Origin of the sequence: Acinetobacter sp. ANC 5045, assembly GCF_004331005.1 — a bacterium.
GTDB classification, from domain to species: Bacteria; Pseudomonadota; Gammaproteobacteria; order Pseudomonadales; family Moraxellaceae; genus Acinetobacter; species Acinetobacter towneri.
In genome coordinates, this window is record NZ_SJNS01000003.1 from 1 (window position 1) to 16,509 (window position 16,509).

Below are 16,509 nucleotides of genomic sequence, written 5' to 3' on the forward strand. Positions count from 1 at the left end.
CGAATCGAGATGGTATGGAAGCAGATGAAATATTATTGGCGAGATTTTCAAGTCATGACAGCTGATAAAATAGAGCAATGGGTGGAGAGAGTATCAAACCAATTCGGAAAAGAATACATGTTTACTTTTTAATGACAGCTTAGCGTATCTTGCGATAATATAGAATATTCCCCTTCGCGGCAGCTAAGTTCAGGCGCATTTTCATAGTCCTCAAGCCATTGTTCACTTTGATAATAGGCCTGTAATTCTTGCCAGAGCTTTTCTGCAGCTTGCCATTTTTGCTGCGCTTCTCGCATCTGTCGATGTAAATCATGCCATTGCTCATATTGTTGCTGTAAAACCTGAGCATCGTACATTTTATTTTTACTCATAGCTGAAATTCAAAAATTAAGATGACATGAGCGTACAATAATTCAAGATCAAGGAATGTGAGTGTATGTAGGTTTTATTTAAAGAAACATATATTGCTATATTTTTTTGCATTAATTTTTAAAGAAGACAATTCCTGATTTATTTAGTCAACTTTAGCTTCATTACTTTCAGTAAAATTTAGTATAAAAGTGTAATTCCATCTTTTTATCAAAAGTTAAAGTCATTAGTATAAGTTTGCTTCAATTTTTTAGAAAAGGTACAAAAATGAAATATATTTTAGGGGCAACATTACTTGCATTCGGTTTAATGGGATGTAACTCAAATTTAAATAATGAAGTGAGCCAAGAAAAAGTACAAAGTAATGCACCTGCAGAAACACAAGTTATTTATTTTAATGGCCCACAAGACTTAACCATTGAATTAAAATCTTCAGATAATTTTGAAACTGCAGAAATGGTAGATAATTCAGACACAGTTTATCATTTAAAACGTGCTGTATCTGGTAGCGGTATTTTACTGAGCAATGATGATGGTGTATCTATTCACTTTAAAGGTGGTGAAGGAGTACTTGAGTTAGTCAAAGATCAGCCTATTAATATTACTGAATTTAAAAAATAGATTTTTTGCTGATTTTAGGCATACATAAGGACGAAAGTAATAATACTATTGGTAATTACATAGTCGAAGGCACCAAGCCATCAACTAAAGATAAAGTTATTAATGTTGAAACACAATATTATGAAAATCCAGGACATCATGACTTGAAAGATGGAAATATGCCTTATAACTCTACTAAAGCAATAATTCCTGACAATCATGTAAAATTATGGGAAAACAGTGTAAAAATTGATAGTGATCCAAAAAATAGATGGGCAATTGAAAATAAAGATGGGAAGGTCATTTATCATAGGTTTCAAGATGATGGTAATGGCAATTTCCATTGGAATGGTTCGACAAAAGGTATTACGTCCTCAGGAAAGGAACGAAATATCAAGATTTCTGATGTCCCTTCTGACTTGATAAAAATGGTAGATAGCAAATGAATAGAATTGGAAACGATCAAGTTTTTATAGAGTTTGATGGAAATTATCAGAATAGTAATTTCATCCCATTGCGTTTATGTATTGAGGGGGAGTATCTAGGAACTTTAGACTCTCCTACTTATGTGACTAGCTTTATAAATTCACTAAAAAACTTACTAAATGATAATTACTATTATAGCAATGTGATAAATGATGAAAATTGTAAAAAATTTTTCTATCCTAAAGGTTTATTATCTGAGAATTACAGAATCACTTTAGAAGAAACCTTTGATGATTTCAGTAAAAGGGCAGCAAGGAATAATAATACTATTTATTTTACTTGGTTTTTATATGAAGATCATTTTTTTGAATACAAAGATAACATTGTAAATAAGGTAATTTTTTCTAAATGTAAAAGTCTAGATTTACTCAATTTAATAGATGATTTTCTTGAAGTAATTAATTAAGGGGCTGTAGTCGATAAGGCTAAATACCCACCAAAATTAGGAGATGACAACAGCACTCAATGGTCTTTCAGCAGCGATTAGTACAGGGATGGTAACGGTTGCGAAGAAAGGTGGTGGTATTGTTATTGATACTGCTAAAAGTACTAAACGTATTTTAGAGCCTGTAAATTATTTTGTGTAAGTTCGATTTTTTAATCGATCATCGAACGTAATCGTAAATCAGTTCATCGCTAAATGATATAAGTAGCGCTGTTGTGCAATATTGGCATTTGAATACTTTTTATGAGGTTCATTCTTCTTGTAATTCTATTACTGAATAAACCCTAAGTGGCCGACTTGGAATAGGAATGAGTGGTAGGGAACGAATAGGAATAGGTGGTAGGTTTATGCAGGAATATGCACCTTATTTTGATCTTTATAATAAAGGTCACTTTTGTACATAAAAATAATGACTTATCTTAATAAATACTGCGCTAGTCTAAATTTTAGACAAAAAAAATCCCACATGGGAATGTGGGAAAACTAAGAAACTACAGCTATGTTTCGTTCATTTATTTTATCGTCATCTGACCGACAAACAGTGGCATAAAATTACTTTTTTAAGTCAATTTTTCACCTTTAACATATCCCATTGGATCCGCATCGAAGTATACGATTTACACCTAGATTATTATTTCCGATCTAACTCTACTAGACCCTGTCTTGCTTCTGTAATGATCAGCTGAATTTCTTCATTTTGCTTTCTCTTTTGTTCAAAATACACATAAATGCCTAGAGAAAATCCCACAGCTAAAATGATCAGCGTCATCATGATAATTGCATTATGATTCATTATATTTAGCCCCTTTAAACTTCCTCACTATTGTGAGATGCAAGGACTATACACAGCAATAACAAAAATGCTCAATTCCAATAAAGAAAATACACTGTTTTTTTTAATTTTATCTAAGAAAAACACTTTATTATTTAACAATATAATAAAAACCAAAATGTAACACGCATTCAAAAAATACGTTAAAATTCAATTATATTTTGTTCTATCTGTCATGATTATATTTTTAAGATATTTTAATTAATTTTCTCTCTATCTCAATTATCAGTCTGTTTAAATAAAAATTGATCTAAAAAACATAAGCTTATTTAAGCCATTACAGCCCGTTTGAAAAATGCTAATCTACAAAAATACCAACACAAATATGTGACGTAGTTAGCACTTTTAATCAATTCTTCAATTTTTTCTTGTGATGTGAAATACAATTTTTTTCATCTAGCGGCCAAAAAGCACCAACTTCGATACGCTCCACTGATGCTCAACCAGTCTACTATTATATGGAAGCTCTGTTTAATTTAGATTGAAATGACTTTAAATCACCAGAACTCTGACAATGATGGTTTGATGCTCCTCATTTTCCTCAATCAGTTGTAAACGCTTTTGTTCTTTACTCACGACTTTAAAGCGCAAGTTTTGATATTCAATAATGCTTGGAATTTGGTCAAAATATTGTGCATCAGCATCAATTTCATCCTCAAATAATGATGTACCAAGTTGATAGTCCAAACTTTTTAAAACGATATATTTCACCGTTGTTTTCATCACAGCATCCTTTTTATTACTTTTTGCTTTACTTTTATTTGTATCACCGTTCATGCCACGATTAAACCTATAATTGTAAATTTTGCTGTATTTATAGGCAGTTAAATCGTGAACATTCTTATTTTAGCATTTCACTTTTTGATGTTTTTTCGCACAAGTCGACAAAATTCAGTACACTTGAGCAACTTATTCTATTCACTTGCAGATTTATCATGCTCAAACAATGCTGTGCCATACTTGAACAACGCCAACAGACTGTGGCTTTTATTGAAAGTGCCAGCTCAGGTTACTTATGTAGTCAGTTTTCTATTTATAAAAATAGCGGTGCCAATATTTTACTTGGTGGATTAGTCAGTTACGACCCAAGCATTAAACGTGAGATTTTGCATGTGAATAGTGACTTAATTGCCACCTATACCGCTGAATCCGCAGAAGTCACACAAGCCATGGCAGTTCAAGGCAAAAAACTATTTCAACATGCAGATTTTATTGTGGCATGCACAGGGTTACTGAAACCAGGCGGCAGTGCCACACCAGAAAAACCTGTAGGGACATTTTTTATCGCCATTCATTATCAGCAGCAAACTTTTCAGTACAAATATTTTTTAGATGGCAATCCATTACAACGACTAGAACAGCTCACTCTGTTAGTCGCTCAAGACCTGATTGATCTAATGCAAGATACAAACACTTGTACTGCACCCTGAAGTAAACCTATCTTTTTAAGTCTCTATAAAAATTCTCATGACTGCCCAATTTTAAAAGATAGAGTGTCATGATTTCGTCATCACTCACAGAGTAAGCCAGTAGCACAAGCTGTTTGTCCATTTTAAATTTATAAACAAATACTCCTGCTAAATCCCCCACTTTAGCTTCTCCGATATCAGGATTATTCCAAACGGTTATTACGGCATTATCAACATCTTTTTTCTGCTGCTTGGTTAGTTTTTTCACTGTCCGTTCAAATAAGGGAGTTTGTTGTATATTCATTGAACTCAACCAAAGCTATATGGTGTTGTATTCCCTGCTTTGACATGCGCCATACTAAGCAACAAATCTGCTATATCTTGAAAAGTTAAATCGGGATTGTCTTGTGCGATTTTTCCAATTTTAGCCCAGTACTCAATTTGTTTAGTTGCACTTCTACTTTCAGCCATCCCGTAAATCTTTGCTGATTCAACAATATCGCTGTCGATTTTAACTGCTACATGTGACATTGCTTTTTCCTCATATTAATTATGGAATAAATTTTAGCCAATCATGCAACCATTTACAACCTTAAGAAACAAAATACAACAACCTTCTTTTATGATCAAATATTTAAAAATGCGCTATCGTACGCCCGATCTTTTTTAATTCTCTAACGCTTCAATAATTACTCATTGTATTTTTGACTACCCTCATCCAAACCTCAAAAAAAATAAGGTTCCATTGCTTAACAATGAAACCTTATCTTCAGCCTAAACTGCTGCATCACATGATGTTCATGCACGGTACAGCTTTTTAGACAACCAATTAAGCAGCCGAACGCTCTGCAATTGGTACAACTTTACGCAATTCTGGGCCTGTATAATCTGCACTTGGGCGGATAATACGGTTATCTGCACGCTGTTCCATCACGTGTGCTGCCCAACCTGTTACACGGCTCATCACAAAGATTGGTGTAAATAGTTTGGTCGCAATACCCATAAAGTGATACGCAGACGCATGGAAGAAGTCAGCATTACAGAATAATTTCTTCTCACGCCACATCACTTCTTCACAACGCACCGATACAGGATAAAGTACTGTATCACCTACATCTTGCGCTAAACGCTCAGACCAGATTTTGATGATGCCGTTACGTGGATCATTGTCTTTATAAATCGCATGACCAAAGCCCATGATCTTTTCTTTACGTTCCAACTTGCCTAGCATTTCACGTTCAGCTTCTTCTGGCGATGTCCAATTTTCAATCATTTCCATCGCTGCTTCATTCGCGCCACCGTGTAATGGGCCACGTAATGAACCAATCGCGCCTGTAATACATGAATGCATGTCAGACAAAGTTGATGCGCAAACACGTGCTGTAAATGTTGATGCGTTGAACTCATGCTCTGCATACAAAATTAATGACACATTCATGACTTGTTCATGCAATTCATTTGGTTTTTCACCACGTAATAAATGCAGGAATTGTGCGCCAATTGAATCATCATCCGTATTTTCTTCAATACGCACGCCATCGTGGCTATAACGATACCAGTAGCAAATAATAGCTGGCAAAGTCGCCAAGATGCGGTCTGCTACATCTTGTTGCTGTTCAAATGACTGTTCGGTTTCTAAGTTACCTAGCATTGAAACACCTGTACGCATCACATCCATTGGGTGTGAATCTGCAGGAATACGCTCAAGCACTTCTTTGAGTGCTTGAGGCAATGCACGTAAAGATTTCAATTTTGCTTTATAGGCAGCCAATTGCTCTGAAGTCGGCAATTCACCAAAGAAAATCAAGTATGCAACTTCTTCAAACTGACAGTTTTCTGCCAAGTCTTGCACATCATAACCACGGTAAGTTAAGCCTGCGCCACTTTTACCAACAGTTGAGAGTGAGGTTTTACCTGCCACTTGTCCACGCAATCCTGCGCCTGTGAGTACTTTTCCTTCAGCCATTTTTTTAATTCTCCTGTTTGAACAGCTTGTCTAATGTATTTTCAAAAGTATGATAATCAAGGAATTCGTATAATTCTTTACGTTGTTGCATTTTGTCTAAGACATTCACTTGCGTGCCATCTTTACGAATGGATTGCATCACTTCAAGTGCTGCTTTTTGCATAGCACGAGTTGGTGAAAGTGGATACAACACCATGCGAATGCCCTGCTCAGCCAATTCTTCAGTGGTGTAATAAGGGGTATCACCAAACTCGGTAATGTTTGCCAATACAGGTACACCTACGGCATCACATACAGTTTTATACATGGTAATATCAGTCATAGCTTCTGCAAAAATTGCATCTGCACCCGCTTCCACACATGCGCAAGCACGGTCAATAACCGCCTGTAAACCTTCTTTTTGCAAGGCATCAGTACGTGCCATGACTACAAAGTTTGAATCGGTTTTCGCATCAACAGCCGCTTTAATACGATCAACCATTTCTTGCTGGGTTACAATTTCTTTGTTTGGACGATGTCCACAACGCTTTTGTGCAACCTGATCTTCAATATGAACTGCAGCAGCACCCGCAGCAATCATTTGTTTAATACTGCGGGCAATATTGAATGCACCGCCCCAACCTGTGTCAATATCCACCAATAATGGTGTATCAACACGCTCAGTAATACGACGTACATCTTCCAAGACGTTGTCTAAACTGGTCATGCCCAAGTCAGGTAAACCGTAAGAATAGTTGGCAACACCTGCACCAGATAAATAAATGGCTTTATAGCCCACTTGTTTTGCCATCATGGCAGCATAAGCATTTACCGTGCCGATAATTTGTAATGGCTTTTCGACTTCCAAGGCTTGTCTGAATCTTAAGCCCGCAGATGTTTGTTCTGTCATCTTCCTTTCCGCTTTTCTTACTATATTTTTCGAGATTCGAGTATATCGAGAATGCGAGATCACGCCATGGCTTTTTAGAATCTATACTCTAAAACTTTAGTCAAATAATTTTCAAATTTATTGCACAATAAATTTTCGTGATGTTGGTTATTCTTTATTTTTGATAAACACAGCTTTTTAGTACACTAAATAAGCAAAATTTCAACTATTTTCTAAAAATATGGCTTTTTCAGCTCAAATCATGCCATGTGCAAGTACACTTCGACACAGCACGCTGTACATATATTTGTTATAATGACAATCTCCCTTCTATTTAATTGATGATTTTTTACTCAATATGCACGAACTCGCCCATTTCGCTCCTTTAGGTAAAGATATACCACCAACCAAGCGTGGTCATGAGCGATGTGTAGCGTTATTAGTCAGTGCAACTGAGCTATTTTTAGAGCGTGGTTACGATGCCGTATCCTTAGATGATATTGTGCAACACGCAGGCGGTTCTAAAGCGTCGATCTATAAATACTTTGGCAATAAAGAAGGGTTATTCAAAGCTATTTGTGATTATCGCCGTGATAAATTTTTTCAGGATATTCACATTCCCTTTGAACAAATTGATTCAAATTTACGTGGTTATTTGATTCAAACCTTATTGAATTTTTATCATCATATTTTGGAACCAGAAAATGCAGCCTTTATGCGTCTGGTATTAGAGCAAAGTCAGCGCAATCCTGATATTGCCTTACACATACATGAGCGCGGCCCTTTGCATGTGCAACTTTGTATTGCCAAAGTATTGGAACATGCCAGTCAGCAAGGTTTAATTTGCTGTGAACAGCCTATTTATTCTGCACAACTGTATTTCGGTATTTTAAGAAATTTTGAATGGCGTATCATCATGGGTATTCCAAAACAAGAAACAGAACAAGAAACAACCAATTATGTAAGTTATTGTGTAGATCGCTTTCTAGACGCTCATCAAAAAGCTTAGATTTTTTGCAATTTCTGCATCCTATAGTATATTAGCCGATTCCCTTTTTCACTTAACCAACCAACAACTAATTGTTGTTTTTTCTCATTCAGCAATTATTGTGGAGTAACGAATGGCTCTACGTCACTTTCTAACATTACGCGATTTATCGACTTTAGAACTGAATCAAATTTTGCAACGCGCCATTGAGCTCAAGCGTAAACAGCATAACAATGAAGTTTTCCAGCCTTTTCCTGGCAAAGTCATGGGTATGATTTTTGAAAAATCCAGCACCCGAACCCGTGTATCGTTTGAAGCTGGCATGAGTCAGTTTGGTGGTAGCGCAATCTTCTTATCATCACGTGACACGCAATTAGGTCGCGGTGAGCCAATTGAAGATTCTGCTCGCGTCATTTCAAGTATGCTTGATATTGTGATGATTCGTACCTTTGGTCACGACATTGTAGAACGCTTTGCTTCTTATTCTAAAGTTCCTGTGATCAATGCCTTAACTGACGATCATCACCCATGCCAACTCCTTGCAGACATGCAAACCTATGTTGAACACCGTGGTTCAATTGAAGGTAAAACTGTGGCGTGGATTGGTGATGGCAACAATATGTGTAACTCATATATTGAAGCAGCACACATGTGGGGCTTTAATTTAAAAATTGCTACACCAAAAGGTTATGAGCCAGAACAGCGTTTCCTGTCTGAATTTGCACACTGCGTAGAATTGGTCGATTCTGCTGAAGATGCAGCAGTGAATGCTGACCTAATTGTGACCGATGTATGGGCAAGCATGGGACAGGAAGAAGAACAAAAAATCCGTGAAAAAGCGTTTGCAGACTATCAAGTGAATGAACGCTTGATGGATTTAGCACACCCTGATTGTTTATTTATGCACTGCTTACCTGCGCACCGTGGTGAAGAAATTTCTGAAAATATGCTCGATCACAAAAATGCTGTAGTGTGGGATGAAGCAGAAAATCGCTTACATGCTCAAAAAGCATTGGTTGAGTTTTTATTGAATGAAAATCTTAAAAAAGACTAAGCTTTAAAACCCGTCTTAAATATTCGCAAAACTTTGATGAGTTTTGTTACAAACAGCACCAAAAGGTGCTGTTTTTTTATTTGGCTCGCTATAATCTTGAGTTATGGTCTATTTTTCTAAAATTTCTAAAAGAGCCTAGATAAACAATATGATTGATAAAACACTTGCCACAATTACGCTGTGCACTACTACACTGATCGCGAGTGCTTCACTCTATGCCAAAGCCAGTGAATTAGATCAATATTTAGTCCAACAAAAGATTCTAAGTGCAGATTATAAAATTCAAAATATCGTCGCTTTAAATGAAATTTTAGATGTCATTAGTGATGAAGATTCTCGTACTATGCCTTATCAGGTCGATCAAAATACAGTGATTGAACAAAGTACGGCGACAGACAAACAAATCAATATTCGTGGCATGATTATTTCACCTGACTTCACGCAGTTTGTAGAAAGTACGGGTTATAACAATGTCAAAAATATGATTAAACAAAACTTAATTCATAATTGTGAATCTATTTTTGAGCATCAGTTCCAACGGGTAAATCCCTATGTATTGAACTTAAAACTCAGTGCAGAAAAAACCCAGTTTAATGTGCAATTGGCAAATAGCGAGTGCCAATTTAAAGCAGACTGAACTGTATTTAAAACTAAAACAACCTCAGCTTTAAGATTTAATGCCTAAGGTTTAATGCGTAAACCCAAATATAACCTAACGTATTAAACCTTGCGGTTGTAAAATAATGATCAATGCGCCTAAAACTACTATCATTCCACCGAACATATCCCAACGTGTTAAATTGACTTGATCTACATACTTTAACCAAATCAAGGCTGTACAAATATAAATACCACCATAAGCCGCATAAATTCGCCCCGATGCCGCAGGATGTAGAGTCAATAACCACACAAAAGCCGCTAAGGCTAAAATTGTTGGCAGCCATAACCACTGTGATTTCCCCTGATTTAAAATCAAATAAGGAAAATAACAGCCTAATATTTCCATAACTGCCGTAACAAAAAACAAGAACGTTGTGCTGGCAATTTTAGTGATCTGAAAATCCATAAATCCTGTGTGGTCTCTCTTTTAGCAGTAACGATTCAAGTTCACGCATCTGCGAATTCATAAAAAATAACCCATGTTCAACATGGGTTATTTTCAAAATTCAAATAAGGATTGATTAGGCTGGTTCAGCCGTTTGATCTTCAAAGACTTCAAGTTTCAAACCGACTGCCTTACCGTTCTCTTTCTTCACAGAAACAGCCACATTACCGCCCTGTTCTGCAAGTTCACCAAACAGAATCATTTCTGCCAATGGCTTTTTCAAGTGTTCCTGAATCAGACGTTGCATTGGACGTGCGCCCATTAAGCGATCATATCCATGCTCAGCCATCCATTCACGCGCATCTTGATCAACCTCAAGAATGACTTTTTTATCATCCAACTGCGCTTGTAATTCAGTCAAGAATTTATCCACTACATTTTCAATTACTGTAGTAGGTAAAGCTTTAAATTGAATGACCCCATCCAAACGGTTACGGAACTCAGGTGAGAAGGCTTTTTTCATCGCTTCTTGGTTGTCATTACTGTTGTCTTGATCCATGAAACCAATGCTCACGCGGGAAATACTTTCCGCACCAATATTAGTGGTCAGAACCAAAATCACATTACGGAAGTCTGATTTACGACCATTATTATCGGTCAATGAACCATGATCCATAATTTGCAGCAATAGGTTAAATACATCAGGATGCGCTTTTTCAATTTCATCCAACAACAACACACAATGCGGATTTTTATGAATCGCATCGGTGAGTAAGCCACCCTGATCAAAACCGACATAGCCTGGAGGTGCACCAATTAAACGTGAAACGGCATGGCGCTCCATGTACTCAGACATATCAAAGCGAACCAATTCCACACCCAACAGTTTTGCCAACTGCTTGGTAACTTCGGTTTTACCAACGCCTGTCGGGCCAGCAAATACAAAACTACCCACTGGTTTGTCTGGTGTTTTTAAACCAGCACGTGACAGTTTAATTGCTGATGCTAACGCTTCAATAGCTTCATCTTGACCAAAGACCACACGTTTTAAATCACGCTCAAGATGTTCAAGTACAGTCTTGTCATCTTTCGATACGGTTTTAGGTGGAATACGTGCAATTTTAGAGACGATATCTTCAATGTTTTCTACTGTGATTAAAGTATCATCTTGCTCAGCTCTTAAACGGCGCTGCGCACCTGCTTCATCAATCACATCAATGGCTTTGTCTGGCAAGAAACGGTCATTGATAAATTTGGCCGATAACTCTACCGCAGACACCAATGCTTTATCATCATATTTAACATGGTGAAATTCTTCAAATTTCGATTTTAAACCACGTAAAATATCAATCGTTTCTGAAATTGAAGGCTCATTCACATCAATTTTTTGGAAACGGCGTGAAAGTGCATGGTCTTTTTCAAATACCTGACGATATTCTTGGAATGTCGTCGAGCCAATGCAACGCAAAGTACCATTTGCCAACGCAGGTTTAATTAAATTTGATGCATCCATAGTGCTGCCCATGCTTGAGCCTGCACCAATAATCATGTGGATTTCGTCAATAAATAAAATGGCATCAGGTTTCTTTTTCAAGGCATTTAACAGTTGTTTTAAACGCTTTTCAAAGTCACCACGGTATTTTGTACCCGCTACCAACGCACCGATATCCAAACTATATACTTCGGCATTTTCGAGTGGTTTTGGCGCTTTACCATTCACAATCAGCCACGCCAGACCTTCGGCAATAGAGGTTTTACCCACGCCTGGATCACCCACCAACAATGGGTTGTTCTTACGACGACGGCATAGAATTTGTGCAGCACGCTCAATTTCTTTTTCACGCCCAATTAACGGATCGGTTTTACCCTTTTGCGCTTCAGTATTCAAATTTAGCGTGTAAAGCTCTAACGGGCCAGCATTGGCAGAGCTTGAACTTTCGCTATCTAATTCTTCAACCTCTTCTTCCGCTTGCGTTTCGTCTTTACGTGTACCGTGCGATAAGTATTGCGTTAAGGTCAAACGGTTAATTTGATGACGCTTGAGTAGATACACGGCAAATGAATCACGTTCAGAGTACATTGCCACTAAAATATCTGCGCCTTCAACCGTACGGTCACCACCGCTAGATTGCACATGGAAAATACCACGCTGCAAAATGCGGTCAAAACTTTCGGTCGGGTGCGGTGCCTGATCGTTATTTTCAGCAAGTTTAGGGGTATGTTGTTCTACATATTCTTCGAGTTCTTTACGCAGCACAATAACATCTGCACCACACGCCTTGAGTGCATTGACTGCCGAATCATTGTCTAATAAAGCCAATAATAAATGTTCAACCGTTAGAAACTCGTGTCTCTTTTGACGAGCCATGCTAACAGCCAAACGTAGTGATACTTCTAATTGACGACTGAGCATGTAACCCCCTTAATCTTTAGGCTCAATCTGACAAAGTAATGGATGACCTTGTGATCGAGCGTAATTATTGACTTGGTTCGCTTTCGTTTCCGCAATATCCCGCGGATAGACCCCTGCGACACCTTTTCCTTCATAGTGTACAGTTAGCATTACTTGAGTCGCTTGGTCAAGATTCATTGCAAAGTATTGTTGTAAAATTTCAATTACAAAGTCCATTGGGGTGTAATCATCGTTCATTAAAACGACAACATATAAAGGTGGGCGTTTTAATTGTGGCGGCGCAGTTTGTACCGCAATATCACCATCATCTTCATGTCCTGCATCATCCACACTTAAACGCGGGGTTAAATGCCAATCGACATAGCCAGATTGATGAAAAGTGGTTTTAATTTCATTTAAACAGATGGATCTTTTTTGGGTTCGCATAAGTTTTACATATCACACATTATTGAGCGCTAGCTTCTGCTTGTGGAATTTCAGAAATAAAGGCAGAATCTGCCTCCACGGCTTTGCCTTTGCTCCAACTGAAGCGTTTAATCACAGGAGTTGCGCCATTTAAACGGACTTCAATAAAGTCTGGATTAAAGCCTTTAGGCATGCTCCAGCGCCCTGTTAAACGCTCATAATTATCAAAATTAAAATTGCTGTCTTCCATCGGAACAACCAGCACTTCTGTGCCTTGAATTAAACGCAGTTCTACCGTACCACTTGCACGTCGCTTGTTTGGACTCACTTGTACCAAATCGACCTGATATTCATAAGCATTGTCTGGTAATGGTTTCACCCCAAGATTTTGCACGGTCAGGCTTAAACCACCACGTTGACGCAAAACTTCACGATAAATCGCACTCATGCCTTCAGTACGTTGCTTATCTTCAGTTGCTTGAGTGAAAGCTTGATACAAATCATTGGAGTTACTGACCGCAACATCGCGTTCTTGAACCGCAGCATTTAAGCTCTTATTCAGACTTTCCAAACGCGTTTTTTGTTCTTGCACCACTTCAACCAGTTGTTCTGCATCGGCATCGTAACCAACCACAGTTAAGCCCTGACGATGCCCGACTGAATAGCCCAAAAAGCCACTACCTAAAATTAAAATGGCAGCACCAATTGCCAAAGGCGCATTGCTTTCAAGAAATGGCTTTTTTTCTGGCGGTGTAGATGAGGGTGTCATGCTTGAATTCGACTGTGACGTGGTTTCTGTATCGGTGTTATGCATCGTCATCTCTTGTTTTGATTCATTCAAAACACACATTTAAATCGAAATCTAAATGTGTGTGAAGTTGAAAAACGTGTTCTTATGGTAATAAACCAATCACCTCAAGTCCTGCATGTTCTGCGAAACCAAACATGAGGTTCATATTTTGTACTGCTTGCCCTGCTGCACCTTTCACCAAGTTATCTTGTGCCACCAAAAGTACTAATTTTTTCGGTTGTGGCTTATACAATGCGATACGCAACTGGTTAGCGCCACGTACTGAGCGTGTTTCTGGTGAACTGTTGGCTGGCATGACATCTACAAACTGTTCATTGGCATAAAACTGCTCATACAGGCTTTGTAAATCTGCTGCATCACCTGCATCAGTTAAATCTACATAAATGGTGCTGAGCATACCGCGAATCATAGGTACTAAATGCGGTACAAACACAATGTGATTAAACACATCTTTTTGACCCGAAATATTTTCCAATGCTTCTACAATTTCTGGATGATGACGATGCCCCGCAACGCCATAAGCCTTAAAGTTGTCGGCATTTTCAGAGTAAATCATGCCCAAACTGGCTTTACGCCCTGCACCAGATACACCCGATTTTGCATCAATAATAATACTTTCAGGTTTCACTAAAGCTTCAGCTTGTTTAAATAATGGCGCTAAACCAAGTTGCACTGTGGTTGGATAACACCCTGGGTTACCAATCACCTGTGCGTGTTTAATTTGTTCCCGGTTGAGTTCAGACAAGCCATAAACTGAATCTTTTAAAATGTCTGGGCAAGCATGTTGCATGCCATACCATTTTTCAAACTGTGCTAAATCTTGCAAACGGAAATCTGCTGCTAAATCGACTACTTTGGTATTGGCTGCAACAAGTTCCGCAGCATGTTGCATGGCAACGCCATGCGGTGTAGCAAAGAACACCACATCACACTGTTTTAATTCTTCGATGTTTAAATCTGAGTAGCATAGGTTTGTGTGCCCACGCAGGCTTGGGAACATATCATCTACACGGCGACCCGCTTCTGTACGTGAAGTCAGTACATTTACTTTTACATTTGGGTGTCGTAGCAAAAGACGCAATAATTCAACGCCTGTATAACCTGTACCACCGACAATACCAACTGAAATCACGTGCATTACCTCAATTCAAAAGCATGTTTAAGCTAACGCTATAGTATGACAGGAAGTTTTGGTTTTCTAAACTGTTTTACTAGGGTTTTGGGGCTTTTCTTTATTCTGTTGATTTTATAAAAGATGATTTGGATTGTAGTCAATACGTGCAACACCTTTGCATTGTAGTCTTATCATGTGGGTGTTGGCTTTTTTATTGATACCACCACCAAGGCAAAGACGTTGTTTTTAACTGCTTGCGATGCTGCAAATAGTGCGCATCATGCCGTTGTACTTCAACCCAAAATGCAGGACTATGATCAAAATGTCGTGTATGCGCCAACTCATGCACAGCAACATATCGCACAATTTGTTCAGGAAACAACACCAAGGCGCTATTGAGCATAATATGCTGTTGCGTACTGCAACTGCCCCAACGGGTTTTCGGTTGACGAATTGCGCACTGTTTAAATGGCAAAGCAATTTCATGACTGACTGTTTGCAAATATATCGGCAACATTTGTTTGGCATAAGCAATAACAAAGGCTTTTAAATATGCCGCAGGTTGGCGGTCACTAACCCATAGGCAATGCTGTTTTAAATCTAAAATAAAACTGTGTTTTTGTGTTTGATAATGAATATTTAAAGGCTTAGCCAAATTAAAAAGTGATAACTGATTTGGCAATTCACGCCGAACAAGTCCTTGCTGCGCCTGCTGTTTATGCCAAGTTTCAATCATCCACTGTTCAGATTGCTGCAAAAAATCCTGAATTTGTCGCTGAGTACAATATTTCGGTACAGTTAAGCGAATTTGATGCGGCTCGACACGCAAACGTAAACGTGTTGCTTTTGCATGTGGTGTGATTTGAATTTCAGGTAAGTCGGATAATGTCATTGTTGTTCTTTTATTAAATCCTCCCCGACCCCTCCTTTAATAAAGGAGGAAGAAAAGCCCCCATTAAAAACAAGGGACTTGGGAGACGAATTAAACCGCAGTACGTTCTTCAATGCCGTTATTGGTCGCTACAATTGCAATATCTGCTTTATTGATGGCAAAAATACCATTGGTCACAACACCCGGAATATCATTCAAGGTTTTTTCTAATTCCAACGCATTTAAAATATTTAAATTATAAATATCTAAAATCACGTTACCGTTATCAGTTACCACACCTTCACGGTAAGCAGGATCGCCACCTAAAGCCACAATTTTACGTGCTACCGCAGAACGAGCCATTGGAATCACCTCAATTGGCAATGGAAACTCACGTCCTAATTGCTCTACCCATTTTGAATCATCGACAATACAGATAAACTTACGTGCAATAGAAGCCACAATTTTTTCACGGGTCAACGCTGCGCCGCCGCCTTTAATCATGTGCATGTGACGGTCAATTTCATCTGCACCATCAACATAAGCATCTAAACTGCCCACAGAGTTCATATCGACCACTTCAATACCAAGTTTCTTTAAGCGCTCCGCAGTCGCTTCAGAACTTGCCACAGCTGCTTCTAATTGTAATTCAGGCAATAAATCAATCAGGAAATTCACTGTACTGCCTGTACCTACCCCCAAAATCCCGCCTTTAGGCAAATGTTTTAATGCTGCTTTGGCAGCCGCTTGCTTCTTTTCATCTTGGGTAGCATACAGACTCATGACTTCACTCAACTATTTTTGACATTTGTTGCCGATTTTACAGCGCAAAT

General features: G+C 38.2%; 22 protein-coding genes and 1 pseudogene. 9 read left to right on the plus strand and 14 right to left on the minus strand.

The genetic code is table 11. From position 1 onward, the window contains the following. Positions 1-132: pseudogene (locus E0H79_RS03895) on the plus strand (transposase); the annotation flags it as partial. Here the strand turns inward: E0H79_RS03895 and E0H79_RS03900 are convergent. Next, positions 129-371: a DUF4298 domain-containing protein gene (locus E0H79_RS03900; RefSeq protein ID WP_228258768.1), complete on the minus strand. Its 243-nt coding sequence runs from the start codon at positions 369-371 to the stop codon at positions 129-131. The pseudogene E0H79_RS03895 and the gene E0H79_RS03900 overlap by 4 nt on opposite strands. Positions 372-636: 265 nt before the next feature. Between E0H79_RS03900 and E0H79_RS03905 the strand changes: the two genes are divergently transcribed. Genes E0H79_RS03905 through E0H79_RS15210 form a run of 4 tightly spaced genes read left to right on the plus strand, consistent with a single transcriptional unit; the run spans position 637 to position 2,042 of the window. After that, positions 637-990 carry a hypothetical protein gene (locus E0H79_RS03905; protein WP_004973479.1) on the plus strand — a complete coding sequence of 118 codons (354 nt, stop codon included), beginning with the start codon at positions 637-639 and terminating at the stop codon, positions 988-990. Positions 991-995: 5 nt separating this feature from the next. Further along, positions 996-1,415 carry a hypothetical protein gene (locus tag E0H79_RS03910; protein ID WP_131260874.1) on the plus strand — a complete coding sequence of 140 codons (420 nt, stop codon included), beginning with the start codon at positions 996-998 and terminating at the stop codon, positions 1,413-1,415. Then, positions 1,412-1,861 carry a hypothetical protein gene (locus E0H79_RS03915; RefSeq protein ID WP_096901592.1) on the plus strand — a complete coding sequence of 150 codons (450 nt, stop codon included), beginning with the start codon at positions 1,412-1,414 and terminating at the stop codon, positions 1,859-1,861. Before E0H79_RS03910 ends, E0H79_RS03915 begins: the two co-directional genes overlap by 4 nt. Positions 1,862-1,904: 43 nt before the next feature. Further along, positions 1,905-2,042 carry a hypothetical protein gene (locus E0H79_RS15210; RefSeq protein ID WP_158660382.1) on the plus strand — a complete coding sequence of 46 codons (138 nt, stop codon included), beginning with the start codon at positions 1,905-1,907 and terminating at the stop codon, positions 2,040-2,042. Positions 2,043-2,531: 489 nt separating this feature from the next. Here E0H79_RS15210 and E0H79_RS15215 read toward each other — a convergent pair whose 3' ends face one another. Both E0H79_RS15215 and E0H79_RS03920 read right to left on the minus strand, forming a co-directional pair. Then, the gene (locus E0H79_RS15215) at positions 2,532-2,693 is read right to left on the minus strand and encodes a hypothetical protein (protein ID WP_004973471.1); all 162 of its coding nucleotides are present in this window, start codon (positions 2,691-2,693) and stop codon (positions 2,532-2,534) included. Between the two features lie 531 nt (positions 2,694-3,224). Continuing rightward, positions 3,225-3,455 carry a hypothetical protein gene (locus tag E0H79_RS03920; RefSeq protein ID WP_026438431.1) on the minus strand — a complete coding sequence of 77 codons (231 nt, stop codon included), beginning with the start codon at positions 3,453-3,455 and terminating at the stop codon, positions 3,225-3,227. 212 nt (positions 3,456-3,667) lie between these two features. On the opposite strand from E0H79_RS03920, the gene E0H79_RS03925 reads away from it, so the two are divergent. Continuing rightward, positions 3,668-4,162, plus strand: a complete 495-nt coding sequence (locus E0H79_RS03925; protein ID WP_096901591.1) for a CinA family protein — start codon at positions 3,668-3,670, stop codon at positions 4,160-4,162. A 7-nt stretch (positions 4,163-4,169) separates the two neighbouring features. Here the strand turns inward: E0H79_RS03925 and E0H79_RS03930 are convergent, their stop codons facing one another. From E0H79_RS03930 to prpB, 4 genes are all read right to left on the minus strand, one after another. After that, positions 4,170-4,445, minus strand: coding sequence for a type II toxin-antitoxin system RelE/ParE family toxin (locus tag E0H79_RS03930; protein WP_004973465.1), 276 nt, complete (start codon positions 4,443-4,445; stop codon positions 4,170-4,172). Positions 4,446-4,450: 5 nt separating this feature from the next. Next, positions 4,451-4,672, minus strand: coding sequence for a TA system antitoxin ParD family protein (locus E0H79_RS03935; RefSeq protein WP_004973462.1), 222 nt, complete (start codon positions 4,670-4,672; stop codon positions 4,451-4,453). A gap of 298 nt (positions 4,673-4,970) precedes the next feature. Further along, on the minus strand, positions 4,971-6,107 hold the full coding sequence (prpC, locus tag E0H79_RS03940; protein ID WP_004973461.1) for a 2-methylcitrate synthase: 1,137 nt from the start codon (positions 6,105-6,107) through the stop codon (positions 4,971-4,973). 4 nt (positions 6,108-6,111) lie between these two features. Next, the gene (prpB, locus tag E0H79_RS03945; RefSeq protein ID WP_004973459.1) at positions 6,112-6,996 is read right to left on the minus strand and encodes a methylisocitrate lyase; all 885 of its coding nucleotides are present in this window, start codon (positions 6,994-6,996) and stop codon (positions 6,112-6,114) included. Between the two features lie 337 nt (positions 6,997-7,333). Between prpB and E0H79_RS03950 the strand changes: the two genes are divergently transcribed. From E0H79_RS03950 to E0H79_RS03960, 3 genes are all read left to right on the plus strand, one after another. Then, positions 7,334-7,984 (plus strand): TetR/AcrR family transcriptional regulator, encoded by a 651-nt coding sequence (locus tag E0H79_RS03950; RefSeq protein WP_096901590.1) that lies wholly within the window; start codon positions 7,334-7,336, stop codon positions 7,982-7,984. 112 nt (positions 7,985-8,096) lie between these two features. Then, positions 8,097-9,017, plus strand: coding sequence for an ornithine carbamoyltransferase (gene argF, locus E0H79_RS03955; protein WP_004973455.1), 921 nt, complete (start codon positions 8,097-8,099; stop codon positions 9,015-9,017). 148 nt (positions 9,018-9,165) lie between these two features. Next, positions 9,166-9,654: a hypothetical protein gene (locus tag E0H79_RS03960; RefSeq protein WP_004973445.1), complete on the plus strand. Its 489-nt coding sequence runs from the start codon at positions 9,166-9,168 to the stop codon at positions 9,652-9,654. Positions 9,655-9,729: 75 nt separating this feature from the next. On the opposite strand, the gene E0H79_RS03965 is transcribed toward E0H79_RS03960, so the two are convergent. The 7 genes from E0H79_RS03965 to rpiA form a co-directional block, all read right to left on the minus strand. Then, entirely contained in the window at positions 9,730-10,083 is a 354-nt protein-coding gene (locus E0H79_RS03965; protein ID WP_004973443.1) for a YnfA family protein, read from the minus strand. A gap of 115 nt (positions 10,084-10,198) precedes the next feature. Continuing rightward, positions 10,199-12,475 carry an ATP-dependent Clp protease ATP-binding subunit ClpA gene (gene clpA, locus E0H79_RS03970; protein WP_004973441.1) on the minus strand — a complete coding sequence of 759 codons (2,277 nt, stop codon included), beginning with the start codon at positions 12,473-12,475 and terminating at the stop codon, positions 10,199-10,201. Positions 12,476-12,484: 9 nt separating this feature from the next. Next, a complete protein-coding gene (gene clpS, locus E0H79_RS03975) occupies positions 12,485-12,901 on the minus strand; it encodes an ATP-dependent Clp protease adapter ClpS (RefSeq protein ID WP_004973438.1) in 417 nt (138 codons plus the stop codon). Between the two features lie 19 nt (positions 12,902-12,920). Then, positions 12,921-13,694 carry a DUF6776 family protein gene (locus tag E0H79_RS03980; protein WP_096901621.1) on the minus strand — a complete coding sequence of 258 codons (774 nt, stop codon included), beginning with the start codon at positions 13,692-13,694 and terminating at the stop codon, positions 12,921-12,923. A 79-nt stretch (positions 13,695-13,773) separates the two neighbouring features. Then, positions 13,774-14,829 (minus strand): N-acetyl-gamma-glutamyl-phosphate reductase, encoded by a 1,056-nt coding sequence (gene argC, locus E0H79_RS03985; protein ID WP_171458206.1) that lies wholly within the window; start codon positions 14,827-14,829, stop codon positions 13,774-13,776. A 187-nt stretch (positions 14,830-15,016) separates the two neighbouring features. Next, positions 15,017-15,697 (minus strand): M48 family metallopeptidase, encoded by a 681-nt coding sequence (locus E0H79_RS03990; RefSeq protein ID WP_004973431.1) that lies wholly within the window; start codon positions 15,695-15,697, stop codon positions 15,017-15,019. A gap of 90 nt (positions 15,698-15,787) precedes the next feature. Next, on the minus strand, positions 15,788-16,459 hold the full coding sequence (gene rpiA / locus E0H79_RS03995; protein ID WP_004973429.1) for a ribose-5-phosphate isomerase RpiA: 672 nt from the start codon (positions 16,457-16,459) through the stop codon (positions 15,788-15,790). Positions 16,460-16,509: the final 50 nt, after the last annotated feature.